The organism is Frisingicoccus sp. (assembly GCA_016298055.1).
Lineage (GTDB): Bacteria > Bacillota > Clostridia > Lachnospirales > Lachnospiraceae > Frisingicoccus.
The window spans coordinates 1-26,434 of record JAEDDO010000013.1 but is presented as its reverse complement, the minus strand read 5'-3'; the positions used below and the strand labels follow the sequence as shown (position 1 = coordinate 26,434).

Below are 26,434 nucleotides of genomic sequence, written 5' to 3'. Positions count from 1 at the left end.
CTTATTTGTATCGGTCTGAAGATATTACTTGAACATTTGGGTATCCTATTTTAAAAGGAGCCAGAGTGACTCGTCTATGAATCACTCTGGCTCCTTTATGCTTTTACAATTCTGTTTTTAATTATGTATGCTTTTCCTCATCCGATGAAACAACCAGGAATTTCCGTATTGCAAACAATATGGCCATACACAACACGCCAATAAGAATCTCCCAGATTTCCAGATGATAGACGATGAGATGTCTTGAGATGGCGAAAATCAATACTTCCACCACATTATCCATCGTATGCCGTACAAGCATCTTAACAAATTCGACTCCGACGACCAGGCCTAACGCATTTTTAAGAAAATTTGAAAATGATTCCTCATCCACAAAAAATCCCGGCTGAAAAATAATTGTAATGAGCTTAACCGCAAGCAAAACAATAACAATAGCAATGACAATAGCAAAAAAAGTTTCTATACAAATTGCCAGCTTATATACTCTATCCTGTATATCTCTTTTTGTTTTTTCATTTTCTGTTTTATTCATTCTTTCTGAATCCCGCTCCTTTCACAATCTCTTCTGTCTCAAACAAGGTATCGATAATCGCATCGTAATCTTTCAGTTTTTGGACTTTCCGAATCTTTTTTCCATACTTTTTGGAATTGTCAAAGAGGCAGATCATGTAATTCCAGATTTCTTTCATCTTGAACAGATGCGGTGTCTCTCCGTACATTATCTCTTTGTAACCTTCATAAATCTGATCATGGAACTCGCGAAGACGCTGCCGGTCAATTTGATCCGATTCTCCCAGAATAATGTCCAAAAGGGCAGGATTGGCAATCAGCCCCCGGCCAATCATTACAGATTGTTCCTGCGGATATTTTTTTATGAAATTCTCATAATCCTCTTTCGTAAAAATGTCTCCATTATAGCACACCGGACACCGGCTCTTTTCCAGTCCAAGTTCGAAAGCTTCCATATTCGGTTTGCCGCCATAAAAATCCTCCCGTGTTCTGGGATGAATAATAAGCTCTTCAAGAGGATACTGATTATAGATATCCAAAAGGGCATCAAATTCTTCCGGATCGTATCTTCCAATTCGCGTTTTGATGGATATTTTAACTTCGGCTGCATTATATATTTCTTCTAAAAATGCATTCAGCTCATCTTTAAAAGCAAGAAATCCGGATCCCCGTCTTTTTCCGACGACCGTTCCCGAAGGACAGCCGAGGTTCAGATTGATCTCTGTATATCCCATCTCTTTGAGCTGTTTTTCCGTGTAAATAAATTCATCCCCACGATTGGTGAGAATCTGAGGAACAATAAAAGGTCCTTTGTTGTTCTCCGGAAGTACATCCTTCAATGCTTTTGACGTTCTTTTGCTGTTAAGTCCGGGTGTAATAAAGGGTGTGAAATATTTATCTGCCGGGTGAAAACAGGCATAATGTGTATTTCGAAACACATAGCCTGTGATCCCCTCAAGCGGTGCCATATAAAACTGCATCACATATTCCCCGCACTACTCGACAACTTCAATCTGCAGAGATTTCATCGCCTGCAATGCGCATGCGTGAGCCTCCGGTGTTGATCCGGCACAGCAGGAAGCATCTACACGGACAACGCAGTTCGGCATGGCTGTACGGATGATCACCGCATTTGCAAGAACACAGATATCGGTACACAGACCAACGATCTCCACTTCGTCAATGGATGCCATACGGTCAATTCCCTGCAGACATCCGGCCATCTGAGTGGAACCAAATGTCTCTTTGTTAAAGACAAGTCCATGCCCGGAAATCTGAAGTTCCTGAATATCTTTCTGAAGCTGCCATCCTTCTGTCCCCATGATGCAATGTTCCACCGGAAGATTTTTTCCTTCCAGCGTTTCCAGATAATCTTCATCGTGGGTATCTCTTGTATATACAACGGCTCCCTTGAAATTTTTGATTTTCTCAATCACCTTCGGCAATATTGCCTGTGCCTCAGGTGTTCCGAGACTTCCGTCAATAAAATCATTCTGCATGTCCACAACTACAAGATATTTACTCATTTTCTTTTCCTCCTTATTCTACGCTTTTCAGCGATTCAACCATATCAATTTTTTTCAGTTTAAAATACATAACTCCATTTACAATAAGTGAAAATAATATTGTAAACGCAATCGCGAGAAGATAACTGTTCAGCGTTATATTCCGCCCGAACATTGTCTGCTCTACTTCCACTGTCTCCACAATAAATAAATGCAGCACCTTGCCAAGAATAACACCCACGCCCGCACCGATGATCGTCAGAAGAATATTTTCTCGATAAACGTAGGCACCGACTTCCATATCATAAAAACCAAGCACTTTTAAGGTGGCCAATTCTCTCTTTCGCTCGTTAATATTAATATTGTTCAGGTTGTAAAGTACAACAAAGGCCAGCATACCGGCAGAAACGATCAGAACAATGATAACACTGTCAAGAACGCCCAGCATATCTTCCAAATCGCTCTCCATACTATTTGTATAGCTGACTGTGAGCACACTGTCGCTCTTCAGAAATTCTTCACCGATTGCATTGACCTGATCCTCAGCTTCTTCTGTTACCGAAGCAAAAATACAATTATATTCTATTTCCTCACCTAAAAGAGATTTATACATCTGAGGTGACATATATAAGTAATGGGATAAATAATTTTCACATATATCTGTGATTTGGACTGTAATTGTATGATCATCATCCAGTTTTAATTCGACCTCATCTCCCACAGATATATTCATATCCTTTGCGGCTTTTTCAGTCAAAATAACACTGTTTTCATCCATCTGCCACCTTTCCCCTGTTGTCCTGCTATTAAATGTAACAAACGCATCCATCTTATCCAGTTCGGAAGGAACATACAGATACACATCCTTTTTGGAATCTCCTGACCTCATCTCTGTCAGACGCATATAGCCATCCATATAATCGGATATTCTGCTGTCCTTTTCAAGCTGGCCATCAAGAGCTGCTTTCTCCGATGGGCTGATGTCTTCATCAATAATCGCCATCAGATCATATGTCTGGATCTTTCGAAATTGAAGTCTTGCCACATCCATAATCGAATCTTTAAGACCATAACCAACAAGCATAAGTGCCATACATCCGCCGATACCAAAAACGGTCATGAAAAATCGCTTTTTATATCGAAGCAAATTTCGGAATGTGGATTTCCATGTAAAATTCAGATTCATCCAGATCCAAGGAATACGTTCAAGAAGAATGCGCTTTCCTCCCTGTGGAGCTTCCGGACGCATCAGATTCGCCGGCTGGGCCATTAAAGCCCGGTGACATGCACTCACCGTTGCAAGCATGGTACAGGCCACAGCCGCCACGGATGCCATTACAGCATAACCGATATTATAAGGTATTACCACATCCGGTATATGGAAATAAATAATTTTATAAGCTGTTACAATAATGTAGGGAAAAATCTTCTGACCAATAAGTATTCCGACAAGAGAACCTCCAAGGGTTGCCATAAGTGCATATCCGATATATTTTCCGGCAATTGAGAATTTGCTGTATCCAAGTGCCTTTAAAGTACCGATCTGCATCCGCTGTTCTTCAACCATTCGTGTCATGGTCGTCAGACTGACGAGGGCAGCAACAAGAAAGAAAAGAATAGGGAAGACCTTTCCGATCGCGCCCATTCTGTCCGCATTGTCTGAGTATCCGCTGTAATCCTTATTATCATCCCGATCATAAATATACCACACCGGTTTTTCGATATCTGCAATTTCATCTTTCGCATCCTGTATTTTTACTTCTGCATCCTCAATCTTTTCCCGGGCTTCTTTTTTTCCATCTTCATAGTCTTTCCATCCATCCGAAAGTTTTTGTTCATTTTTTCTGATCAGACTATAAGCTTCTGCAATCTGTGCTTCCCCGTCAGCGATCTGTGCCCATCCGCTCTTATAGGCCGTTTCTCCATCCACCAACTGAAGGTAGGAAGCCTGAAGTACTGCTTCCCCTTCTGCCAAAACCCGTCTTTGCTTCTCAAGCTCAGACTTACCGGCTTCCAACTGATGACGTCCCTCTTCTAATGCGGCTTTTTGAGATACAAGCTCAGACTTACCGGCTTCCAGCTGCCTGCGTCCTTCTTCTAACGAAGCCTTCTGAGATATGATCTCCGCCTTTCCGGCTTCCAACTGCCTGCGTCCTTCTTCTAACGCAGATCTCTGAGATGCGATCTCTGCTTTTCCTGCCTCGATCTGCTCCCGTCCGGAGACAATCTCGCCTTCCTTTTCAATGATTGCTTCCGCTGCCGGACGCATAGCCTCCATGGCTTCCAACTGTATCCTCTGAACTGCCAGTTCCCGTTCCGTCTGAGTAATGGTCGTGCGAAGCTGCTCGGCCTCAGCCACCTGTTCTTCCGTCGCCGTACCTTCCCCGATCAACTGCTCCAGCTCGCTCAATTGCTGCTTCATCACATCTAAATTTGCTAAGGCCGCTTCATACTGCTGCCATCCTTCATCAAGGGCTGCCACCTTTTCCTTTGCTTCCCCGAGTGCCTGCTCAAGCGGAATAAGCTCCTGTTCTTTCGCTGCAATCTCATCCTCCGCAGCTTTTAATGCCTCTTCCCCGGCCAAAATTGCAGCTTCATTCTCAGCAATTTCTTTTTCTGCCACCGCTATGGCCGCTTCGCCTTCAATCAGTTTTGCTTCATTATCGGCAATTTCTTTTTCTGCCGCTGCTATCGCTGACTCACCCTGGACAATCTGAGCCTCATTTTCCGACAAAAGTGCTGCCGCCTGTGTCAATTGTTCCTTCCCGGAAGCCATCTCTTGCATCCCGCTGTTATATTGACTCCATCCCGAATCCAACGTGCTCCGGCTGGCAATCAGTTCATTCTTACCGTCAGCCAGTTTTTTCTCTGATGATGCCAGTTCCGCCTTGCCGTCCTCCAGCTCCTTCTCTCCATCCAGAAGCTTTTGCTCTGCCTCGGCAAGCTCTGATTCCGCTTCTTCTTTTGCTTTATCAAGTTCCGATTCCGCTTCTTCAATCTCCCCATTCGCTTCATCCATAATCTCCGCATAACGGATATCACATTGAACATCGGAAATCGATTCCACCCGTTCTTTCACTGCATCGACAATATTCTTATACTCTTCCGTAAAAGCCACCGCATCTTCGGCACCTAATACTCGAACCCATGCCTGAGTATAAACTTCCTGAGTAAAACTCTCCTCCTGAACATAGGCAAACATATCGATCTCGCCATTGCCTATATTGGTACTGCCTCTGTCAAAAGAAATATATACCGGACTGGTGCAGGTTCCCACAACTTCAAACTGATTCGATGCCAGAGTATCTTCAAGATCTTTATCCGTTCCGGATTTGAAGGTAAGTATATCCCCGATCTCTATGTCGTGGGACTGGGCTGCATCTGCATCAATAACACATTCCTTTAGATTCTCCGGAAGTCTTCCTTCAACCACATCCACCTGATTCATCGTCTCCGGAAGCGATTCTACATGAATAATCCGCTCGCTGTCCCCCATAAGGGATAAAACATCCGCCATGTACCCCGGTTCAACAATCTCAACGCCTTCCAGCGAACCCAGTTCCCGAATATCATTCTCTGTTATTCCCAGCGTACTTAAAACCTTTAAATCCATCAATTGATGTTCATCAAAATAGGCGTCTCCCGAATATCGCATATCCGGTTCCGATGCCCGGACACCGGCAAAAAAAGAAACGCCCAATGCGACAATGAAAAATATGGACAAAAATCGATTTAAACTGTTTTTGATTTCCATACGAAAATCTTTCGCCAATGCTTTTTTTCTCATATGATCGCCCCGCTTACCACTCAATCGTTTCAACCGGCACCGGTTTTTCATTCACTTTTATTGAAGATACTTTACCATTTTTAATTTTAATAACACGATCTGCCATCGGTGCAATCGCCAGGTTGTGGGTAATCACAATGACCGTCATGCCCTTTTGCCGGCACATATCCTGCAAAAGCTTCAGAATCTGTTTACCTGTATTATAATCTAACGCACCTGTCGGCTCATCGCAGAGCAGCAATTTTGGATTTTTTGCCAAAGCTCTGGCAATAGAAACTCTCTGCTGTTCACCTCCGGACAACTGGGAAGGAAAATTCTTCATACGATCTTCCAGTCCCACATCGACAAGGACATGCTTCGCACTGAGAGGATCTCTGCAGATCTGCAGTGCCAGTTCCACATTCTCCAGAGCAGTCAGATTCGTAATCAGATTATAAAACTGGAATACAAAGCCGATATCATTACGTCGATAAGCGGTCAGCTCCCTTTGATTATACTTTGCAATATTTTTTCCATCAACCCATATATTGCCATCGGTTGCCGTGTCCATTCCCCCGAGAACATTCAGAACGGTTGTCTTTCCCGCGCCGCTGGGACCCACAATGACAACAAACTCCCCTTTCATAATTTCAAAATTTATGCCGTCTGCTGCACGAATCTCAATCTCACCCATACGATAAACTTTCGTCACATCCTCAAGCTTAACATAAGCATCCATCCATACTCCTCCTTTATGTATAACTTCCGTCAAGATTTCTAATTAATATTTCAATTATAAAGGGTTTATGTTCGGATTTCAACCAAGGTGAACTTAAGTTCACAAAAACTTTAGAATTAAACAAAGAAAGCTCTTCTGAAACTTCAAACAGTTCAGAAAAGCTTCCTAAGTCAAACCATTTTACTGTAAATAGGCCTGAATCCGCATATGTACATTTTCCTGGAGGTTCCGGTAGAAAAACTGATAATCATAAAGATGGAACACACCATCTTCAAATATATCGAGCACTGCCGGATATTCTTCTGACGTTACATCGGTTGCTTTTAACGCTCCCCGGACAGGATCAATATAAGCCCCCGTCAATTCGGGAATCTCTATTTGGATCTCACCGGAATAGTCTGTAAAACACGCACCAAGATTACATGTTTTATCTGCCATCGTGCTGTCTGTCTTCCAGTTCAATGGATTAATTGCCAGCGTCTTTGTTCCTTTTGGAATGATGACGGAATCTTCCACATCTTCGGATTCACACTCAAAAGCCACAATAACTCCTGTATCAATTTCACCTGACGCAAATTTCAAATGAGGATATTCCTTTAATTCTTCTTCTGTCACACTCCAGCCGATCGCATAACACCCAACGAGAAGATCTGCAACCGCTTCCTCATCAAAACAATCTTTTAATAATCGTACCGCAAGGTCACCGCCCTGGGAAAAACCGGCGATCACAATCGGTCTTCCTTCATTATAATGGTCCATATAATAGGCAAATGCTTCTTTCACATCCTCATATGCCGCCTGAATATAAGGCTCCCTTTCCTCTGCATCTACTGTGTAGGCATTCAGCCCTGCCTGCCGATAATATGGTGCAAAAAAACGACTGTCCTGATCATAAATTCCCTTTTCCATGTTAATGGCCCCAACAAAACTTTGTTTAGTATCCTCATCGTCCATGGCCATATTCCATGAATCTTCACTTCCGCTGTAGACTGTAGGACAAATGAAGAACACATCTGCATCCATATCCGTTTTATCATTTTCACAATAGGCCCAGTTTTCTGCTTTGGAATAATCTACATTTTTCTTGCCGCCCGAACATCCGGTCAGACAAAAACATACCATTAAAACAGTCATTACAAGCATCTTTAATCGGTTTCTCATATCATCGTCTCCCATATAAAATAATTGAAAAAGCTCCCCCATGAGCACTCTCAACGGGAAAGCTTTTTATTCATTATACGCTAAGACCGCGAACTTTCATATATGCTTTAATTGCTTCAACACAGCCATCAAAACCGAGCTTGCTGCTGTCCAGACATAAATGATAATTTCGTGCATCAAACCAGTCTTTGCCGGTATAATATTTATAATATTCACCACGATATTTATCGCGTTTTTCCATATATTTGCGCATTTCACTCTCAGACTTTGCATTGACTTTCATCGCCTGTTCAAGACAGAAATCATAAGGTCCGTGAATGAAAACACTGACAACATTATCATAATCCTGAAGCACATAATCCGCACAACGGCCAATGATCACACAGGATTCCTCATCAGCCAGCTGTCTGATGACTTTTGCCTGATAGTTGAAAAGATTATTTGTCGACAGGAAATCATCGCTGTCCGGCGGAAGGACTTCTTCATTGCGAATTCTTTTTGCGATTCTGTATAAAAGATTCGTCTTGACACGCTCATCCACCTGACCAAATAACTGCTCATTAATACCACTTTCATCTGAAGCCATCCGAAGAATCTCACGGTTGTAAAAATGAATGCCCAGATCTTCTGCCAACATCTTTCCGATTGTCTTACCGCCGCTGCCATACTGACGCGCAATTGTGATTACTGTATGACCCATATTTCATCCTCCTATTCACCCAGATATGCTTTCTTAACGGACTCATCATTCATCAGTTCTTTCGCATCGCCTTCAAGAACAATCTTTCCGGTCTCAAGAACATATGCACGATCTGCAATGCTCAATGCTTTTTTGGCATTCTGTTCAACAAGAAGTACGGTTGTGCCGCTGGCACTGACTTCTTTGATAATATCAAAAATTTCATTTACAAAAATCGGTGAAAGTCCCATAGACGGCTCATCCATAAGAATGATCTTCGGATGAGACATAAGTGCGCGTCCCATCGCCAGCATCTGCTGCTCACCGCCGGATAATGTTCCTGCAAGCTGATTTTTACGTTCCTCCAGACGAGGGAAACGTTTGTAAACCATCTCAAGTGACTGAGCGATCTCATTCTTATCTTTACGGGTATAAGCACCCATCTTCAAATTCTCAAGAACACTCAGCTCGGCAAAAACCCGTCGGCCTTCAGGCACATGAGCCATACCCAATGTCACGATCTTATGTCCCGGCATCTTTGTAATATTCTTTCCTTCAAATTCCACCGTTCCGCTCTTCGCCTCAACCAGTCCGGTAATGGTATGAAGAATTGTTGTTTTTCCGGCACCGTTGGCACCGATCAGGGCAATGACTTCACCTTCATTAACTTCAAATGAAAGGCCTTTGATTGCCTGAATAACGCCATAATATACCTGTAAATCTGTAACTTTTAACATTGCCATGACACTACCTCCTACTCACCCAGATATGCTGTGATTACTCTAGGATCATTCAGAACAACAGACGGTTCGCCATGAGCCAGTTCCATACCGAAATTCAATACATAAAGGTACTCACAAATACCGGATACAAGCTTCATATCATGTTCGATCAAAAGAATCGTTACGTGGAATTTTTCACGGATCAGTTCAATCGTGTCCATCAATTCTTTCGTTTCGTTTGGATTCATACCGGCAGCCGGTTCATCAAGAAGGAGCAATTTCGGTTCTGTTGCAAGGGCACGGGCGATCTCAAGTTTTCTCTGCTTACCATACGGCAGATTGGACGCCAGTGCATCCGCATAGGTATCCAGTCCGAAAACCTTTAATATATCCAGAGCTCTTTCATCCATCTCTTTTTCTTTTTTGGAATAATTCCCAAAGTGGAAAAAGCTTTCAGCCAGACTGTATTCAATGTGATTATGAAGTGCAACCTTAACATTGTCCAATACAGACATCTTTGAAAACAGACGAATGTTCTGAAAAGTTCTGGCCACACCCGACTTACAGATATCTGTCGGTGTCTTTCCGACAAGCTGCTGTCCGTCCAGCTTGATCGAACCGTCACTCGGCTGATACACGCCTGTCAGAAGGTTAAAGGCCGTCGTCTTTCCGGCACCGTTCGGTCCGATCAGACCTACAAGTGCGCCCTGCTCAATATCCATATTCAGATCATCAACAGCACGAAGACCGCCAAAGGAGATTCCTAAATTTCTAACTTCCAGTAAAGCCATACTATTCTCCCTCCTTCTGAATGCTCATCGCCTTTTTAAGGTTACGTTTTTCAATAAGTGCAAGTTTAAACTTCGAATTGTTAAAGAGCATCATTGCAATAAGAACAACAGCGTATAACAACATACGGAAATCCGCTGCCCCACGGAGTACTTCCGGAAGCGCTGTCAATATTACCGCTGCAATGATCGCACCTTTAATATTACCCATACCGCCAAGAACAACCATAACAAGGATCTCAATAGACTTGTTGTAATCAAAGTTGATCGGTTTCAAAATACCAACGTTATGTGCATAAAATACACCGGCCATTCCGGCAAAAAATCCGGAAATAACAAAAGCCATTGTCTTAAATTTGCTGACTTTAATACCCACTGCTTCTGCTGCGATATAATTATCACGAACAGCACAGATGGCACGTCCGTGTCTGGATTTTACCAGATTGGAAATAACAAGGATCGTAATCAGAACAACAATATAAACAAAGGTAAAGTTTTTATAATTACTGTATGCTCCAATACCTGTCAGACCCTTTGCTCCGCCGGTCACACCAAGTGAGTTGATGACCGATTTAATGATCTCACCGAATCCCAATGTGACAATGGCCAGATAATCGCCCTTCAGACGAAGAACCGGAAGACCAATGATAAAACTGAACAGTGCTGCCATAATACCGCCAACAAGTAAACCGATAATCAGCTCAACCACAGGAGGCAGATCAAGTGCATTTGTTGTCAAAGCACCGGCATAAGCACCGATCGACATGAATCCCGCATGTCCCAGAGTCAGCTCTCCGAGGAATCCGACTAAAAGACAAAGGGAAACCGCCAGCATTACATTGATACAGCAAGGAATAATGATAGACATAGCCTGTCGTCCTAAAAATCCGCCTTTAATCAATGCCATGACTGCAGCATAAACCACAATCGCAATAATAATATTTAAAATCGTTGATTTGCTTATCTTTTTATTCTTCACAACCGACACCTACACTTTCTCTGCTTTCATCTTACCAAGTAAACCGGATGGTTTTACAAGTAATACAATAACAAGCACACCGAAAACAATCGCATCTGCGAGCTGTGTAGATATGTAAGCTTTTGATAAACTCTCGATAATGCCCAGAACGATACCCCCGAGCATCGCTCCCGGAATACTTCCGATACCTCCGAGAACTGCCGCAACAAAGGCCTTAATACCCGGCAGGGCTCCCAGCGTCGGAGATAAGGATTCATATTGACAGATAAACAGAATACCGGCAACTGCCGCAAGGGCCGAACCAATGGCAAATGTCATGGAAATTGTTTTATTCACATTGATTCCCATTAAAGATGCCGCGCCCTTATCTTCAGATACAGCTCTCATGGCACTTCCTGCCTTTGTTTTATTAATAAACCAGGTTAAAATGACCATTGCGATTACTGTTACGGCAAAAGTTACAATTGTGATTCCGGAAATATGAACGCCTCCGATTTTAATTGATGGCACTTTGATCACTGAGCCAAACGGAATCGGTGTTGCTTTAAAAATAAGCAGAGCCACATTCTGAAGAAAATAACTTACACCGATGGCTGTGATCAGTACTGCCAATGATGGTGCATTTCTCAATGGTTTATACGCAATACGTTCTACAAGCACACCGAGGACTGCACATGCAATAATAGTCAGAATAATGCACACAGGAACAGGCAGCCCCAGCAAAGATGTAAATACATAAAGGGCATAGGCACCAACCATAATAATATCGCCATGTGCAAAGTTAATCATCTTTGCAATACCGTATACCATCGTATATCCCAGAGCAATCAGTGCATAGATACTTCCCGTTCTCAATCCATTAATCAACTGTTCGATCAGATTATTAATCAGACTCATCACTCTCCACCTTTCTATATTATAGTATTATAGTGTTAAACTAAGTATATATTTTAATATAATCAGTTCCTGCTTGCAAGGATTTATCCGTAAAAAACCAATTTTTGTCAGTAAAACATGAAAAAAACGCCGATGTTCCCCGGAAAGGGACATCGGCGTCTCCTGCTTCAGCTTAAAAATCAGTATTATTCATACAGTGTATAAGCACCATCTTTGATCTGGATAAATTTACATCCTTTGTTTGGTTCACCATCTGCTGTCCATGTGATACCTTCACCTGTAAGACCATCTACTGTGATCTCTGTCATAGCTGCGATCAGATCTGCACTTTCAACAGAACCAGCTTTTTCCATAGCAGCTTTCATTGCATATATAGTATCATATGCGTCTGCTGCGAACTGGTCAGGTGTTGCTTTATAAGCTTCTTCGTATGCAGCTACGAATGCTGTAACATTATCGGATGGATCTGCTGCGAAGAATGGGCTTAAGAAAATAGCGTTTTCTACTGTAGATGCATCTGTTACTGTTCCAAGAACACCGTCCCATCCGTCACTGCCGAGGAATGGAAGTTCCATACCCATTTCTTTAGCCTGTTTTGTGATGTATGTAACCTGCTGATAATATGCCGGTACAAAGATAACTTCTGCATCTGTTCCCTTGATGGATGTCAGCTGTGTATTGAAGTCAACGTCAGAACCTGCGAAAGCTTCACTTGCTACAATCTCGCCTCCTTTAGCTGCAACTTCTTCTTCAAATGCTTCTTTGATACCCATGCTGTAATCAGAAGAATTATCATAAAGAACTGCAATCTTCTTATATCCAAGAGTTTCAACAGCCATATCAGCCATGCTTACACCCTGAGCCGGGTCTGTAAAGCAGACACGGAATGCGTTATCATTCTTTGTACAATCAAGTGCTGAACCGGATGGAGTGATCTGTAAAATACCATCTTCAGCTGTTAAATCTGTAATAGCAATACATGCACCACTTGTTACGCATCCGAGGATTGCATCTGCACCCTGGTCCATAACAGCGTTATAAGCCTGAATTGCTTTATCTTCTGTAGCTTCATCATCTTCAAAAATAAGGTTTAATGTATAAGTTGTATCGCCAACCTGTACACCGCCTGCTGCATTAATTTCATTGATAGCAACTTCAGCACCCTGTTTTACAGAGATACCGTAGGAAGCAGCGTCACCTGTCATAGGACCGATACCTGCGATTGTAAACACTTCACCGTCTGCTGTTGCTTCACCTGCTGCTTTTGTCTCATCAGCTGCTTTTGTTTCTGTTTTTCCTGAACCGCCGCATGCTGTTAAGGATGCTGCTGCCAGAGTTGCTGCCAATGCCACACTCATAAATTTTGTCATTTTCTTCATGTCGTTTTCCTCCTTATATTTTATCGTTTATTTTAATACCGCAATGCCCGTATTGTCAATGTTTTCTACATAATAATTCCAAAAAACAATTACTTTCACCTATGATTTTTCAGTAGTATAATGATTATATCCTACAATATCCAGGGAGGCTTAATAAATGATTTACACACCCATGACAAAAAAAGCGCTTTGCATTGCTTATAAGGCTCACGAAGGCCAGGTCGACAAAACAGGCGTTCCTTACATTTTCCATCCCTTTCATCTTGCTGAATCCATGACCGATGAAAATTCTACGATCGTCGCACTTCTTCATGATGTTATTGAAGATACAGACTGGACCATCGACGATCTGGAAAAAGAAGGATTTAATGAAGATATCCTTACAGCCCTGAAACTTATGACACATAACCCGGCAGAACCTTACATGGATTATATTTCCAGACTGTCAACGTGTCCTGTTGCCCGTCAGGTAAAACTGGCTGACCTTTATCATAACTCAGATCAGACACGGGTAGAAAATCCGGATGAAAAAATGCTTAAACGATGGGAAAAGTATGACCGCGCCATACAATTGTTAAAATCTGTCAATATACATTGACTTTTTTAGAAATACCTCATATACTGATTGCATAAGGGTGCGCCGCAAGATACGTCTTTCGGCAAACCACAGTATTTATTTTCAATACATCTGCTGACCTTTAAGGAATTTCCCGAAAGTGAAGACATGGATGATACATAAATGTATACCCTTACCCTGTCCAGCTCTTTCGTTGGACAGGGTTTTCTTTATTATTAAGATCTTCGTATCATAAGCACTTATATAATTTTCAGGAGGAACTATGGAAACGCGTATTGCAGTTATCGGAATTATTATCGAAAACCCGGACTCAGTGGAACGGCTGAATGACATTTTGCATCAGTATTCCCCTTATATTCTCGGACGCATGGGAATTCCCTACCCGAAACGCAGCCTGTCTATTATCAGTGTTGTCATTGATGCACCTCAGAATGTCATCAGCGCCCTTTCAGGAAAACTGGGTATGATCCCGGACGTCAGCACAAAAACTGTTTATTCCAAAATCTGACAGGAGGAACTTGATCCATGGGAAAACTGATCGATCTTATCAGCCGCCTAAAGGAAAACCGCTGCCTGGAACCGGAGGAATTTGTAACTTTACTCAACGGTCTGGAAGAAAACCCGGAAGATGCCTCATTTCTTCAACACGAAGCCAGGGAAACAGCCTTACACCATTTCGGAAAAGATATTTATATCCGCGGTCTGATCGAATTTACCAACTTTTGCCGGAATGACTGCTTTTACTGCGGCATCCGAAAAAGTAATCTGAATGCGGTACGCTATCATTTATCAAAATCAACTATTCTGGAATGCTGCCGTATCGGCTATGATCTGGGGTTTCGGACTTTTGTCCTTCAGGGCGGTGAAGATATGTCTTATACAGATCATGCCATGACGGACATTATTGCTTCGATCCGCCGTGCCTATCCGGACTGTGCTATTACGCTGTCTGTAGGCGAACGGGAAAAAGCGACTTATCAGGAATGGTTTGATGCCGGAGCTAACCGCTATCTTCTGCGTCACGAAACAGCTGACCCGGAACACTATCGAAAACTTCACCCAATGCGTCTTCGGAGTGAACACCGGATTCAATGCCTCAGAGATTTGAAATCTATCGGTTATCAGACCGGAACCGGTTTTATGGTCGGTTCTCCTTTTCAGACAACGGAACATCTGGCAAAAGACTTGCAGTTTATCCATGAATTTGAACCGGAGATGATCGGTATCGGCCCATTTCTCCCTCATTCGGAGACACCATTTAAAAACTGCGCTCCCGGAAGCATGCAGCGCACACTGCACTTGATCAGTATTCTGCGCCTCATGCGCCCAAATGCCCTGATCCCATCCACTACGGCCCTCGGAACGATTCACCCGGAGGGACGGGAACTTGGAATTCTCGCCGGAGCCAATGTGGTGATGCCAAACCTTTCACCCCTGGATGTGCGTAAGAATTATCTTCTCTACGACAACAAGATATGCACAGGTGAAGAAGCCGCAGAGAGTATTGACAAATTAAAAGAAAGAATATGCCGTATCGGCTACCGGATCGTGACCGACAGAGGCGACTATAAAAAAGGAGACGTTTGATATGTATGATGTAAAATCTTTAAAAGCCGAAGAATTTATTAATGACGAAGAAATCCAGGAAACCCTGAAATATGCCCAGGAAAATAAAAATAACCGTGCGCTGGTGGATGCTATTCTTAAAAAGGCGGAAGACATGAAAGGTATCAGCCACCGGGAGGCTGCCGTTCTTCTGGAATGTGATCTGCCGGATGAGGTTGAAAAAATGTTCCATCTGGCTAAAAAGATTAAAGACCGTTTTTATGGAAACCGTATTGTTATGTTTGCGCCACTGTATTTGTCAAACTACTGTGTCAATGGCTGTACATACTGTCCGTACCATTATAAAAACAAACATATTGCCCGAAAAAAACTGACTCAGGAAGATGTGCGCCGTGAGGTCATCGCTCTTCAGGATATGGGGCATAAACGACTGGCACTGGAAGCCGGAGAAGACCCGGTCAACAATCCGATCGAATACATTCTTGAATGCATTCAGACGATCTACAGCATTAAGCACAAAAACGGTGCCATCCGCCGTGTCAATGTCAACATTGCCGCAACCACAGTGGAAAATTACCGTAAATTAAAGGAAGCAGGCATCGGAACCTACATTCTCTTTCAGGAAACCTATAATAAAAAGAGCTATGAAGCCCTTCATCCTACAGGTCCAAAAAGCAATTACGCTTATCACACAGAAGCTATGGACCGTGCTATGGAAGGCGGTATCGATGATGTGGGACTCGGCGTACTCTTTGGTCTGAACATGTACCGCTATGATTTTGTCGGTTTATTAATGCATGCGGAACATCTGGAAGCCGCTCAGGGCGTGGGCCCTCACACGATCAGTGTCCCTCGTATATGCCCTGCGGATGATATTGATGTAAACACCTTCTCCAATGCTATTCCGGATGAAATTTTTGAAAAAATTGTTGCTCTCATCCGTATCGCTGTGCCTTATACAGGTATGATCATCTCCACCCGTGAATCCAAACGTGTGCGTGAAAAAGTGCTTCAGCTTGGCGTATCCCAGATCAGCGGCGGATCCAGAACAAGTGTTGGCGGTTACGTTGAACCGGAACCGGAAGAAGAAAATTCTTCCCAGTTCGATGTCAGCGACCGAAGAAGTCTTGATGAAGTCATCAACTGGCTTCTTGAAATGGGATTCATCCCGAGTTTCTGTACAGCCTGTTACCGTGAAGGCCGCACCGGCGACCGCTTTATGTCCCTCCTTAAATCCGGTCAGATTTCTAACTGCTGTCAGCCAAATGCACTGATGACATTAAAAGAATATCTGATGGACTATGCTTCTGAAGAGACAAAGAAAAACGGTGAAAAACTTATAGAAAAAGAACTTGAAAATGTGACAAACGAAAAAGTCCGCAGCCTCACAAGAGAACATCTGAAAGATATCGCTGAAGGCAAACGTGACTTCCGGTTCTAAAGCAGAAAAACTTCCTCTCCGGTGTTATAAAAAATGCACCTTTGAGGAAGTTTTTTATTCTTTAATAAACACAAACGTTTTTTCGTCCGATGCCTCTTTTGAAAACTGATAACCGAGGTGATCGAATTCTTTTATCTCGTCCGTATTTTTTGCCTGTCTCTCTGCCAAAAAACGCACCATTTCTCCGCGAGCCATCTTGGCAAACGTACCTTTTTCCACAATCTTTTCTTCTTTGTACTCGCCAAATACACATGTGATGAACCGGATATCCGGTGTCAGATAGGCTGAAACACATTTGCTGTATTCCTTCGACGCCAGATTAATAATCGTATCGGTTTCTTCGAATAACACATCGGCCAGACGTCTCCCCCAGAACTCGTACAGGTTTTTACAATCTTTTACCTGAACTTTAGCCTGCATCTCCAATCGATAAGGCACGACACCGTCCAGGGGCTTTAAAATACCGTAAAATCCGGACAAAATACGCAGATGTTCCTGAAGATAGGCAAGGGAAGTTTCATCCATCACCGTCGGTGCCATATATTGATACTGAATCCCCTCATAGGCTATCAGAGCAGGTGTAAGATTTCTCTTCAGATCCATATCCCGAAAACGTTCAAAATTCTGCTCTGCGATCTTATCATTACATTTCCAGAGAGCTTTTGCCTCTCCGTAGGAAAGACCGGATATATACCGGCGCAAAATATCCGTATCTTCAATAAACTCCGGGTATCCCTGAAATTCAAGGATATCCGGAGTTGTATTCATCTTCTTTGCCGGTGATATGATCATCCGCATATTATTTTACGATTTTGGAAATCTGACGGAATACAGGACATGTAGCGCCGCCCATAAGTTCAAAGAGCAGTGCTTCATAAGTTGTCACGATAACACCTTCCTGTTTTGCTCTTTCAATACCGAATAAACGATCTTCTTCATGTCTGGAACCGCATGCATCAACAACCATGATCGGCTGGAATCCTGCTTCTTTTAACTGAATACATGTCTGAAGTACACATACGTGAGTTTCTGTACCGCATACGATGATATTCTTCTTGCCAAGTCCATCCACTGCCTCTTTAATCGGAGCTTCTCCGTAAATGCCGAAGCTTGTCTTTTCCATATAGTTAAAACCTTCACCGAAAGTTTCAATAACAGAAGGAATTGTCATGCCGATACCTTTTGTATACTGCTGTGTCACAATCATAGGTACTTCAAGTAACTGTAAACCGGAAACAAGACGGTTCACATTTCTTTCAACAATTGCTTCATTATACATAGCCGGCATTAATTTTTCCTGAACATCAACAATAATAGCAGCTGTTTCATTTGCTTTAATAATCATAATCAATCTCCTCCTACATTAAATAGCCTCTCTAAGTATTTTACCATTCTTTCATACAATCGTCCAGTGGTGGTACTGGTATAAATTACTATTATACCGCTTTTATCTTCCCGGCAAAGGGCTCGATAAGTTTTTTTGGATTCCTGCTCTTCATAAGTTCAGACATCATACATACCCCTGACGCCCCGGCTTGCACAGCCAGATGTCCATGTTCCTCATTCATCCCTCCGATGGCAAACACAGGTATCGTCACCGAAGAACAGATATCCGACAAAAATCCCAGTCCTCTGGCTGGAAGGCCCTTTTTACAATCGGTTAAAAATATATGTCCTGCAATCAGGTAATCTGCCCCCGCATTCTGAGCAAAAATCGCCTCCTCCGGGCTGTGGACCGATACACCGACCCTGTTCCACCCTGAAAAATCCATCGCCTCATCCTTCATTTTCTTAAAATCCGACATGGATAAATGAATGCCCTTAATCCCCAGTTCAAGACTGATCTGCCAGAAAGTATTGACAATCAAAGGAACATGATACATATCGCATATCTCTTTACATTTCTGAGCTAACTCTTTATAAATCTCCGGATCCAGATCCTTCTCCCTGAGAATAAATCCATCCGGTCTTGCCGCCGCAACGCTTTCAATCTGAGCCAGATATTCTTTCTGATCCGAAAAAAATGTCCGATTACTGATAGCATAAATCATTCTTTACCCGCTCCTATAGCTAAACGATTAATCTGGGCCGCCATATAGCCGGCTCCAAATCCATTGTCAATATTTACAACAGAAACACCTTCCGCACAGGAATTGATCATTGTAAGCAAAGCAGACATTCCCTGCATATTCGCTCCGTAACCCACAGACGTCGGCACACCGATCACCGGTTTATCCACAAGTCCCGCAATAACCCCGGCAAGTGCACCTTCCATTCCTGCAATGGCCACCACACAATTGGCCTTCCGAATCAGCTCAGCTTTTGACAAAAGACGATGGATCCCTGCTACTCCCACATCATAGATGCGATCGACATAACAACCGAAAAACTCGGCTGTTCGGGCAGCTTCCTCGGCTACCGGAATATCTGACGTGCCTCCGGTGCAGACCGCAATGCGTCCTTCAAGTTTCGGAACATTATACTGAAGATAAATCGTTCGTGACAATTCATCATAAACAGCTTCCGGAAGCAGGTTTCGAACCGCCTCATACTGTTCTTTCGAAGCTCGTGTTCCCAATACATTACTCTGACGTTCCGCAAAACTCTCAAATATTTTTACCAGGTGTTCGGTTGTTTTTCCCGCACAATAAACAACCTCACCAAAACCGGAACGAAGTGCTCTGTGATGATCAAGTTTTGCAAAACCCAAATCCTCATATGGCAGTTTTTTTAAATATTCCTCTGCCGTCTTCAGATCCATCTCCCGATTCTGAACCTTCAATAATAATTCATGTACATCCATTTAATTTCCCTTTCCACCAAAGATAACCTATTCTAATTTACCATATCCCTGCAAAAATAAAAAGGATATCTTCCAACATTCTACGGAAAATATCCTTGTTTTATCATTACTTATGTTCTTCTTCCTTATGGTGTTCTTCCAGCTCTTGTTTATGATTCTTGAGCTCCCAATGGGTCAGCAATGTCAATGCAACTCGAAGAACTACAATACCGCCTACATGAAGCAGTGATTCCATATCTGCTACTACAACCGTTTTTAAAATCTCTCCTCCTAAAAGGAACTGAAGTGCCATACTCATACCTTCAGATAATTTTAAACCGGTTTCCGCATCCCTCTTCAAGCAATTGATAACGCCACAGATACCTGAAAAAATCAAAATCAGGATACCAACGATCTCAAAAGATAAAATAACATACTCAGCCACCATATACATTAATTCATGTCCATGATGTAATACTACCTCTTCCATAGTTCCACTCCTCTCTTTTCACCATTTTAATATATTTCCTCAGAGAAGTAAACCCGGAAATTGTTGAATTATACATATTATTTCAAAATAATATATATTTTATGTTCAAAATGCCCCCATTTTAAATTGGAGGCATTCATTTTTACTGTTCAATTTGTCTCCCGAGAAATCCGGCCGCTGCCATCGCCAGCTTTTTCTCCACCTCACCCATCGGCTCCTTCCGGTCTTTATTGGCAATAATAACCGATCCAATCACATCCCCCTCAGAAATAACCGGACAAATCACAACCGCTCCATAAGGCTGATTCTCTCCCTCTGTAAGCGGAATATACCCTTTGTCTAAGGCAGTAAAAGATACAATCTGACGATTTTCCAACACTTCTTCCACCGATTTGCTGACAGGCTTATTTAACAAATCTCTTTTTCCGTTTCCCGCTGCTGCAATATGACTATCTTTATCTGCAATGCTTACCAAATGTCCCGTACTCTGTGCCAGTGCTTCCGCATACGCTTTCGCAAAACCGCCCATTTCACCGATCGGTGAATATTTTTTTAAGATGATCTCACCTTCCCGATCCGTAAATATTTCAAGCGGATCACCTTCCCGTATATGCAGCGTTTTTCGAATCTCCTTTGGTACCACAACACGTCCAAGATCATCTATGCGTCGGACAATTCCTGTAGCTTTCATAATAAAAATCCTCCATTCACAGTACCTTTTAACGTTACTTTCCGTTTCTTTCCATAGTATCTGTAAATGAAAAATTTTTATTCGCCTGTATAATATCAACGAAAATCTCCGACACGCATACAGGAACCTTTTACTTTATCACTTTAAATCATTACACACTTGCAATTCATCATTAATTATGCTATATTTAAGCCATATTTTACTGATAAAACACAGATTGGAGATTAGACTAGTTATGGTAAAAAAGTGGACTGTCATCTTTCCCGCTCCTACCGGACCTGAAGAAAGATGTGCATACATTTATCTGCCGGAATCTTACAATGAAGATACTCGCCGGCGTTATCCTGTTTTATATATGTTTGATGGTCATAATGTATTCTTTGATTCAGACGCAACTTACGGCAAATGTTGGGGAATGAAAGAATATATGGATTTTACCGGCACAGAAATCATTATTGCCGCCGTTGAATGTAACCACAGTCCGGATAACGGACGGCTGATGGAATATTCTCCATACACATTTGATGATCCCTATTTTGGTCTGGTGACCGGTTATGGTAAAGCGACCATGGAGTGGCTTGTCCACACTTTTAAAAAGGATATCGACCGATATTATCGAACACTTCGGGGCCGTAATAATACTTTTATTGCGGGAAGTTCCATGGGCGGACTGATGAGTCTTTATGCCATTATCGCCTATAATAAGTATTTTTCCGGTGCTGCTGCCCTGTCACCTTCTCTCTGGACACATCCTGAGAACATTGAAAAGCTTATTCGCAGCACAAGAGTGCGTCCGAATACCCGCCTCTATATGGACTATGGATCCAGAGAATTACAGAATCACCCGGGCATGAAAAAACAATTTCAGCGAGTCACTTCTATGCTTTTAGCAAAGAATATTTTCCTGAACGCCCGAATCGTTCCGAATGGTGAACATTGTGAAGCGTGTTGGGAAAAACAGATTCCATTTTTTATGAACACACTTCTTTACAATTGACAAACTACATATCAGGAGAAAAAACTATGGAAATGCAATATTTTAAAGAGTACAGTCCCGCATTGAATCGGGATATGGAATGTAAAGTCTATGGACACGCCGGAAAACCGGTATTATTTATCCCTTGTCAGGATGGACGCTTTTTTGACTTTGAAAATTTTAAGATGACAGATGTATGGTCACCATGGATCGAAGCCGGCCAGGTTATGGTATTCTCCATTGACACAATCGACAAAGAAACCTGGTCCGATACATGGGGGAATGCCGAATGGCGTATTGACCGCTATGAACAGTGGATTACATACATTACCAGAGAACTTGTTCCTTCCATCCATGCCATGGTAAGAGACCGAAACGGTGAAGATGCAGATCTGGGAATCCTCACTTTCGGATGCAGTCTCGGAGCAACCCATGCAGCCAATCTTTTCTTCAGATTTCCTGAACTGTTTGACGGTACATTGGCATTAAGCGGTATTTTTACCTCCGAATATGGTTTCGGAACTTTTATGAACGAAAAAGTTTATATGAATTCCCCGGTTCACTATCTTGCCAACATGCCTGAAGATCATCCATACATTCCTATGTATAACCGCGGACGCTCCGTCATCTGTGTGGGTCAGGGTCCTTGGGAAGTGCCGGATTCTACACGCCAGATGGCAGATATCCTTCAGAGAAAAGGCATCCATACATGGGTAGACTTCTGGGGTTATGACTGTGCCCATGATTGGAACTGGTGGTACCGTCAGGTTGTTTACTTCCTGCCGTGGCTGCTCAGACAACGATAAAACTGTTATAAAATATAAAGTAAAGCGAGGAAATGTTATGAAAAATTTTATCTTTATCTCCCCTAATTTTCCAACAAATTATTGGATGTTCTGCCGTGAACTGAAAAACAATGGCCTGAACGTTCTCGGTATCGGTGATCAGCCTTATGATGAACTTGATCCAAATTTAAAAAACAGTCTGAATGAATACTATAAAGTCAGCAATCTGGAAAATGACGATGAAGTTTATCGCGCTGTTGCATTCTTCATTTACAAATACGGACGTATCGACTGGCTGGAATCCAACAACGAATACTGGCTGGAACGGGATGCAAGACTTCGTACAGACTTTAATATCACCAGCGGTTTCCAGACAGAAGATATTCCAAGAATCAAATACAAATCCAAAATGAAAGAATTTTACCAGAAAGCCGGCATTCCGACAGCACGCTACCATCTTGTGGATACCTTTGAAAACTGTATTGCTTTTTCAAGAGAAGTTGGTTATCCGATCGTTGCCAAACCGGATAACGGTGTTGGTGCATCCCACACATTTAAAATCAAAAATGATGACGACATGGCTTGGTTCTTCAGCGAAAAATGGCCGGAGATCACATATATTATGGAAGAATTCATCAACGGTGAAATTATTTCCTACGATGCCATCATTGATGCAAATGGCGAACCTTTATTTGAAACAGGAAATGTAACACCATTTTCCCTTATGGATGTTGTCAATAACGCAAGCAACTCCATCTACTATATCCAGAAAGATCTTCCTGAAGATACTCGAAGAGCCGGACGTGCAACAGTTAAAAGCTTTAACGTTAAAAACCGTTTTATCCACTTTGAATTCTTCCGCCTCCTTGATGACCAGGAAGGTATGGGTAAAAAAGGCGATGTTGTTGCCCTTGAAGTCAACATGCGTCCAAGCGGCGGCTTCACACCGGATATGATCAACTTCGCTCACAGTACCGATGTATATAAGATCTGGGCCGATATGATCGCATTTGGCTATTCGACAAAACCAGTCGGTGAGCATGCCTTCTGTGCTTACGCCGGACTTCGTGACGGCAAAAACTTCGTTATGAGCCACGACGATATTATGGCAAAATATGGCTCATGTATGAAGATGGTCGGCCGTATTCCGGATGTTCTCGCAGGTGCTATGGGTAATCAGATGTACATGGCAACCTTCCCTACAAGAGAAGCTATGGACGAATTCTATAAAGACGTTCTCGAATGTAGATAAAAACAACGGGGACAGGTTCCGTGACTCAATAGTTAAAAACTATCGAGTCACGGAATCTGTCCCCAATTAGTCCCATTTATAATATAAAATAAATAATATCGTCGATATAGACCATGAGATCGGATAACTCATCATAACTGTATTCATCCCCGGCCAGACAGAAGGTGCAAATATTGCCCACAAGCTCCTGATTCCAAAAGCACTTATTCCTGTAATGATCATTGGCACCAAACTGTTTCCTTTTCCTTTAATAACCCCGCTGAGAAGTTCCGTTCCTGTATAGGTAAAGTAGGTTGGAACAAGAAAAAATGTATATTGTAATCCTAATGTCATGACAACCGGATCCGTTGTAAAGATTCCAATCAAGGATTTGGAAAATGTCAGGATAGGAATACAAATCCCTGCTGTTAAACCGATAGAAATTCCTAATCCAGCCCATACGCCCTTACGTACTCTATCTATTTTTCCCGCACCATAATTTTGTCCAGTAAATGTCATCACTGCTGTCCCAAAAGCTGACATTGTCAACCAGAAAATACCATCCAATTTGCTGATTGCCGTCCAAGCGGCTACTACATCTGTGCCAAATAGATTAACCCTTGCCTGAATAACAATATTCGATACTGTATACAGCATATACTGAAAACCAGATGGTAATCCGATACGAATAATCTTATTTAAAACTTCCGAATATATCGAACATTTTCTTAATTCAAGTCGATAACTCTCCTTTGTTTTCAAAAGCGTCCTCAATACGAGACCTGCACTGGCTGTCTGAGACAGAACCGTTGCAAGAGCAGCACCAAAAATACCCATCTTAAAAATGGCAACAAAAAGAATATCCAAGCCAATATTCACAAATGTTGTAAAAATCAAAAAATATAATGGGCGTTTAGCATCCCCGACTGCACGAAGAATACCCGATCCCATATTATACAGCAGCGAAGGAATCACACCCAAAAAATACACTCTAAGATAAAGAATAGCACCTTCCATAACATCCGACGGTGTATTCATACACTTGAGTGCAAAGGGTGTCCCCCAAAAACCCAATACCATCAACATTAAACCAGACAACACTGCAAGTTTCATCGAAGTCCGAACCGCATAAGTCAATCGTTCATTGTCCCTCGCTCCATAACAGTGTGAAATCACAACACCTGCTCCCGCAGAAGCCCCGATAAAAAATCCTACCGACAAATCTACCAGAAGCCCCGACGTTCCACCCAAAGCCGCAAGAGCTTCTTTTCCCACAAATCTTCCTACCACAACCGCATCGATTGTCGTATACATCTGCTGAAAAATAGACCCAAACCAAATCGGAAAAAAGTATAATAATAAATTCTTCCATATACTTCCCCGAGTAATATCTCTGCTTGATGTCTTCTCCATAAAAATTCCTCCCTATCACTCATAACTATGCATCCAGTCCACGTTGATCAGATAAATGATAAATATAACCGAACGAATTCCGCATCATACGGATGCCATCCCGTTAAAAAAACAACCAGAAGAAAAATCAGACTTCCTGAAGATGCTACAGCCGCCAGTGCTTCACTTTCCAGAACATTCCCAAAAATCAGGGAATCCGCCATATTATATCACAATTTTCTCGAAAAATCTTCCAATCATTGCAATTCTCCTTTCCATCTGCTAATATGGATAAATAACGAAAAAAGAGAGGTTTAGATATGAGCGAAGAATTAAAAAATGACTGCAGCACTGAAAGCTGTTCAAGCGACTGCTCCACTTGCGGATGTGACTGCGGCAGCAGCACAGCAAATACCTATAAAACAATCACATTAACTTTAGAAGATCACTCAACTGTTACATGTGCTGTTGTAACAACTTTCCCGGTAGATGACAAAAACTATATTGTACTTCTTCCATTAGATGAAAAAGGCGAAAATCATGATGGTGAAATTTATATGTACGGATTTTCCACGACAGAGAATGGACAGCCGATTTTAACAAACATCGAAGATGATGATGAATATAAAAAGGCTGCCGATGCCCTCGGTAAGATTCTTGACCAGACAATGATGTAAAATATTCCGGAGCGATACTTTATGAAAAAAAAGAAGCCTCAGACAAGCTGCGACACTTGTCTTTATTTTACGTATGATGAAGACTATGAAGCCTACATGTGCGACATGGATATGGACGAAGATGAATATGCACATCTGATTTCCGATGACCGGTATTCCTGTCCATATTATAGAAATGATAATGAATATGCTGTTGTAAGAAAACAGATGTAAAGGGTGTCCGGGGGATGAGTTCACATCCACCCCTGGACACCCTTTTTCATAATTTAGAATCCTACCATAAAACAAAGTAAAATTGTAATAATACCGACGACAAGAGACACCACTTGATTCACCGTATTCTTTGAAAATACTCCGTATAAAACACCGACTATCGCAAAAGCGAATCCAATTACCGTACTTCTTATATACCATGCCACAATAAATCCAATTATAGATGCAATAGCGGCAAAATAACGTGTCACTGATTTTGAATTATTATCATATTCTTCAGATTTGTTTTTTATAGCTCCTAAAAACTTTGAAGTTTTTTTTGGTTCTTCATACTTGATGATTTGTAGTTTCTCGCCGCAATCCGGGCAAAAGCCGGCTGAATCGTCAAATGTGTGATTGCATTTTTTACAAATTTTCATCTTTATCCCCTTTTCTATTCTTTTATAAGACCTCTTTGATCTTTTCCAATACTTCTCTGGCTTTCAGAA

General features: G+C 42.1%; 30 protein-coding genes. 9 read left to right on the top strand and 21 right to left on the bottom strand.

Annotated features, from left to right (window positions below; all coding sequences use genetic code 11):
* Nucleotides 1–121: 121 nt before the first annotated feature.
* From QZZ35_RS02505 to QZZ35_RS02450, 12 genes are all read right to left on the bottom strand, one after another.
* A complete protein-coding gene (locus QZZ35_RS02505) occupies nucleotides 122–532 on the bottom strand; it encodes a phosphate-starvation-inducible PsiE family protein (RefSeq protein WP_291236014.1) in 411 nt (136 codons plus the stop codon).
* Nucleotides 525–1,490, bottom strand: coding sequence for a tRNA dihydrouridine synthase (locus QZZ35_RS02500; protein ID WP_291236013.1), 966 nt, complete (start codon nucleotides 1,488–1,490; stop codon nucleotides 525–527). The genes QZZ35_RS02505 and QZZ35_RS02500 overlap by 8 nt, the downstream gene beginning before the upstream one ends.
* 15 nt (nucleotides 1,491–1,505) lie before the next feature.
* On the bottom strand, nucleotides 1,506–2,036 hold the full coding sequence (locus QZZ35_RS02495; RefSeq protein ID WP_291234518.1) for a cysteine hydrolase family protein: 531 nt from the start codon (nucleotides 2,034–2,036) through the stop codon (nucleotides 1,506–1,508).
* 13 nt (nucleotides 2,037–2,049) lie between these two features.
* Nucleotides 2,050–5,802 carry an FtsX-like permease family protein gene (locus QZZ35_RS02490; protein ID WP_291236012.1) on the bottom strand — a complete coding sequence of 1,251 codons (3,753 nt, stop codon included), beginning with the start codon at nucleotides 5,800–5,802 and terminating at the stop codon, nucleotides 2,050–2,052.
* Between the two features lie 13 nt (nucleotides 5,803–5,815).
* Nucleotides 5,816–6,520: an ABC transporter ATP-binding protein gene (locus QZZ35_RS02485; protein WP_291236011.1), complete on the bottom strand. Its 705-nt coding sequence runs from the start codon at nucleotides 6,518–6,520 to the stop codon at nucleotides 5,816–5,818.
* A 180-nt stretch (nucleotides 6,521–6,700) separates the two neighbouring features.
* Nucleotides 6,701–7,681: a DUF3089 domain-containing protein gene (locus tag QZZ35_RS02480; RefSeq protein WP_291236010.1), complete on the bottom strand. Its 981-nt coding sequence runs from the start codon at nucleotides 7,679–7,681 to the stop codon at nucleotides 6,701–6,703.
* Between the two features lie 73 nt (nucleotides 7,682–7,754).
* Nucleotides 7,755–8,381, bottom strand: coding sequence for a cytidylate kinase-like family protein (locus QZZ35_RS02475; protein WP_291236009.1), 627 nt, complete (start codon nucleotides 8,379–8,381; stop codon nucleotides 7,755–7,757).
* A gap of 11 nt (nucleotides 8,382–8,392) precedes the next feature.
* A complete protein-coding gene (locus QZZ35_RS02470; RefSeq protein WP_291234522.1) occupies nucleotides 8,393–9,103 on the bottom strand; it encodes an ABC transporter ATP-binding protein in 711 nt (236 codons plus the stop codon).
* 11 nt (nucleotides 9,104–9,114) lie between these two features.
* Complete coding sequence (locus tag QZZ35_RS02465) at nucleotides 9,115–9,873, bottom strand: ABC transporter ATP-binding protein (protein ID WP_291236008.1); 759 nt, start codon at nucleotides 9,871–9,873, stop codon at nucleotides 9,115–9,117.
* Between the two features lies 1 nt (nucleotide 9,874).
* Nucleotides 9,875–10,849, bottom strand: coding sequence for a branched-chain amino acid ABC transporter permease (locus QZZ35_RS02460; protein ID WP_330635433.1), 975 nt, complete (start codon nucleotides 10,847–10,849; stop codon nucleotides 9,875–9,877).
* 9 nt (nucleotides 10,850–10,858) lie between these two features.
* Entirely contained in the window at nucleotides 10,859–11,746 is an 888-nt protein-coding gene (locus tag QZZ35_RS02455; RefSeq protein ID WP_291234525.1) for a branched-chain amino acid ABC transporter permease, read from the bottom strand.
* A gap of 185 nt (nucleotides 11,747–11,931) precedes the next feature.
* Nucleotides 11,932–13,125 carry an ABC transporter substrate-binding protein gene (locus QZZ35_RS02450; RefSeq protein WP_291236007.1) on the bottom strand — a complete coding sequence of 398 codons (1,194 nt, stop codon included), beginning with the start codon at nucleotides 13,123–13,125 and terminating at the stop codon, nucleotides 11,932–11,934.
* Nucleotides 13,126–13,282: 157 nt separating this feature from the next.
* On the opposite strand from QZZ35_RS02450, the gene QZZ35_RS02445 reads away from it, so the two are divergent.
* From QZZ35_RS02445 to hydG, 4 genes are all read left to right on the top strand, one after another.
* Nucleotides 13,283–13,723, top strand: coding sequence for an HD domain-containing protein (locus tag QZZ35_RS02445; RefSeq protein ID WP_291236006.1), 441 nt, complete (start codon nucleotides 13,283–13,285; stop codon nucleotides 13,721–13,723).
* A gap of 241 nt (nucleotides 13,724–13,964) precedes the next feature.
* Nucleotides 13,965–14,210, top strand: a complete 246-nt coding sequence (locus tag QZZ35_RS02440) for a TM1266 family iron-only hydrogenase system putative regulator (RefSeq protein WP_291234649.1) — start codon at nucleotides 13,965–13,967, stop codon at nucleotides 14,208–14,210.
* Nucleotides 14,211–14,227: 17 nt separating this feature from the next.
* Nucleotides 14,228–15,289 carry a [FeFe] hydrogenase H-cluster radical SAM maturase HydE gene (gene hydE, locus QZZ35_RS02435; protein WP_291236005.1) on the top strand — a complete coding sequence of 354 codons (1,062 nt, stop codon included), beginning with the start codon at nucleotides 14,228–14,230 and terminating at the stop codon, nucleotides 15,287–15,289.
* Between the two features lies 1 nt (nucleotide 15,290).
* Nucleotides 15,291–16,709 carry a [FeFe] hydrogenase H-cluster radical SAM maturase HydG gene (hydG, locus tag QZZ35_RS02430; protein ID WP_291236004.1) on the top strand — a complete coding sequence of 473 codons (1,419 nt, stop codon included), beginning with the start codon at nucleotides 15,291–15,293 and terminating at the stop codon, nucleotides 16,707–16,709.
* Nucleotides 16,710–16,763: 54 nt separating this feature from the next.
* On the opposite strand, the gene yaaA is transcribed toward hydG, so the two are convergent.
* The 6 genes from yaaA to spoVT form a co-directional block, all read right to left on the bottom strand.
* Nucleotides 16,764–17,501, bottom strand: coding sequence for a peroxide stress protein YaaA (yaaA, locus tag QZZ35_RS02425; protein ID WP_330635432.1), 738 nt, complete (start codon nucleotides 17,499–17,501; stop codon nucleotides 16,764–16,766).
* 7 nt (nucleotides 17,502–17,508) lie between these two features.
* Entirely contained in the window at nucleotides 17,509–18,054 is a 546-nt protein-coding gene (locus QZZ35_RS02420; protein WP_291234653.1) for an isochorismatase family protein, read from the bottom strand.
* A 91-nt stretch (nucleotides 18,055–18,145) separates the two neighbouring features.
* Complete coding sequence (locus QZZ35_RS02415) at nucleotides 18,146–18,760, bottom strand: thiamine phosphate synthase (protein WP_291236002.1); 615 nt, start codon at nucleotides 18,758–18,760, stop codon at nucleotides 18,146–18,148.
* Nucleotides 18,757–19,512 carry a nickel pincer cofactor biosynthesis protein LarB gene (gene larB / locus QZZ35_RS02410; RefSeq protein ID WP_291236001.1) on the bottom strand — a complete coding sequence of 252 codons (756 nt, stop codon included), beginning with the start codon at nucleotides 19,510–19,512 and terminating at the stop codon, nucleotides 18,757–18,759. Before larB ends, QZZ35_RS02415 begins: the two co-directional genes overlap by 4 nt.
* A gap of 106 nt (nucleotides 19,513–19,618) precedes the next feature.
* Nucleotides 19,619–19,981, bottom strand: coding sequence for a DUF1622 domain-containing protein (locus tag QZZ35_RS02405; RefSeq protein ID WP_291236000.1), 363 nt, complete (start codon nucleotides 19,979–19,981; stop codon nucleotides 19,619–19,621).
* A gap of 142 nt (nucleotides 19,982–20,123) precedes the next feature.
* Entirely contained in the window at nucleotides 20,124–20,672 is a 549-nt protein-coding gene (spoVT, locus tag QZZ35_RS02400) for a stage V sporulation protein T (RefSeq protein WP_291235999.1), read from the bottom strand.
* Between the two features lie 235 nt (nucleotides 20,673–20,907).
* On the opposite strand from spoVT, the gene QZZ35_RS02395 reads away from it, so the two are divergent.
* From QZZ35_RS02395 to QZZ35_RS02385, 3 genes are read left to right on the top strand one after another with little or no spacing between them, the layout of a single operon-like run.
* The gene (locus tag QZZ35_RS02395; RefSeq protein ID WP_291235998.1) at nucleotides 20,908–21,669 is read left to right on the top strand and encodes an alpha/beta hydrolase; all 762 of its coding nucleotides are present in this window, start codon (nucleotides 20,908–20,910) and stop codon (nucleotides 21,667–21,669) included.
* Between the two features lie 26 nt (nucleotides 21,670–21,695).
* Nucleotides 21,696–22,454 carry an esterase family protein gene (locus QZZ35_RS02390; protein ID WP_291235997.1) on the top strand — a complete coding sequence of 253 codons (759 nt, stop codon included), beginning with the start codon at nucleotides 21,696–21,698 and terminating at the stop codon, nucleotides 22,452–22,454.
* 37 nt (nucleotides 22,455–22,491) lie between these two features.
* Entirely contained in the window at nucleotides 22,492–23,685 is a 1,194-nt protein-coding gene (locus QZZ35_RS02385; protein WP_291235996.1) for an ATP-grasp domain-containing protein, read from the top strand.
* A 66-nt stretch (nucleotides 23,686–23,751) separates the two neighbouring features.
* On the opposite strand, the gene QZZ35_RS02380 is transcribed toward QZZ35_RS02385, so the two are convergent.
* Nucleotides 23,752–25,077 carry an MATE family efflux transporter gene (locus QZZ35_RS02380; RefSeq protein ID WP_291235995.1) on the bottom strand — a complete coding sequence of 442 codons (1,326 nt, stop codon included), beginning with the start codon at nucleotides 25,075–25,077 and terminating at the stop codon, nucleotides 23,752–23,754.
* 47 nt (nucleotides 25,078–25,124) lie between these two features.
* A complete protein-coding gene (locus QZZ35_RS02375; RefSeq protein ID WP_291235994.1) occupies nucleotides 25,125–25,280 on the bottom strand; it encodes a hypothetical protein in 156 nt (51 codons plus the stop codon).
* Between the two features lie 96 nt (nucleotides 25,281–25,376).
* Here QZZ35_RS02375 and QZZ35_RS02370 point away from each other — a divergent pair, with 96 nt between their 5' ends.
* Both QZZ35_RS02370 and QZZ35_RS02365 read left to right on the top strand, forming a co-directional pair.
* On the top strand, nucleotides 25,377–25,733 hold the full coding sequence (locus QZZ35_RS02370) for a DUF1292 domain-containing protein (protein ID WP_291235557.1): 357 nt from the start codon (nucleotides 25,377–25,379) through the stop codon (nucleotides 25,731–25,733).
* Nucleotides 25,734–25,754: 21 nt separating this feature from the next.
* The gene (locus QZZ35_RS02365) at nucleotides 25,755–25,946 is read left to right on the top strand and encodes a DUF6472 family protein (RefSeq protein ID WP_291235993.1); all 192 of its coding nucleotides are present in this window, start codon (nucleotides 25,755–25,757) and stop codon (nucleotides 25,944–25,946) included.
* A 53-nt stretch (nucleotides 25,947–25,999) separates the two neighbouring features.
* On the opposite strand, the gene QZZ35_RS02360 is transcribed toward QZZ35_RS02365, so the two are convergent.
* A complete protein-coding gene (locus QZZ35_RS02360) occupies nucleotides 26,000–26,365 on the bottom strand; it encodes a hypothetical protein (RefSeq protein ID WP_291235992.1) in 366 nt (121 codons plus the stop codon).
* Between the last annotated feature and the right edge of the window lie 69 nt (nucleotides 26,366–26,434).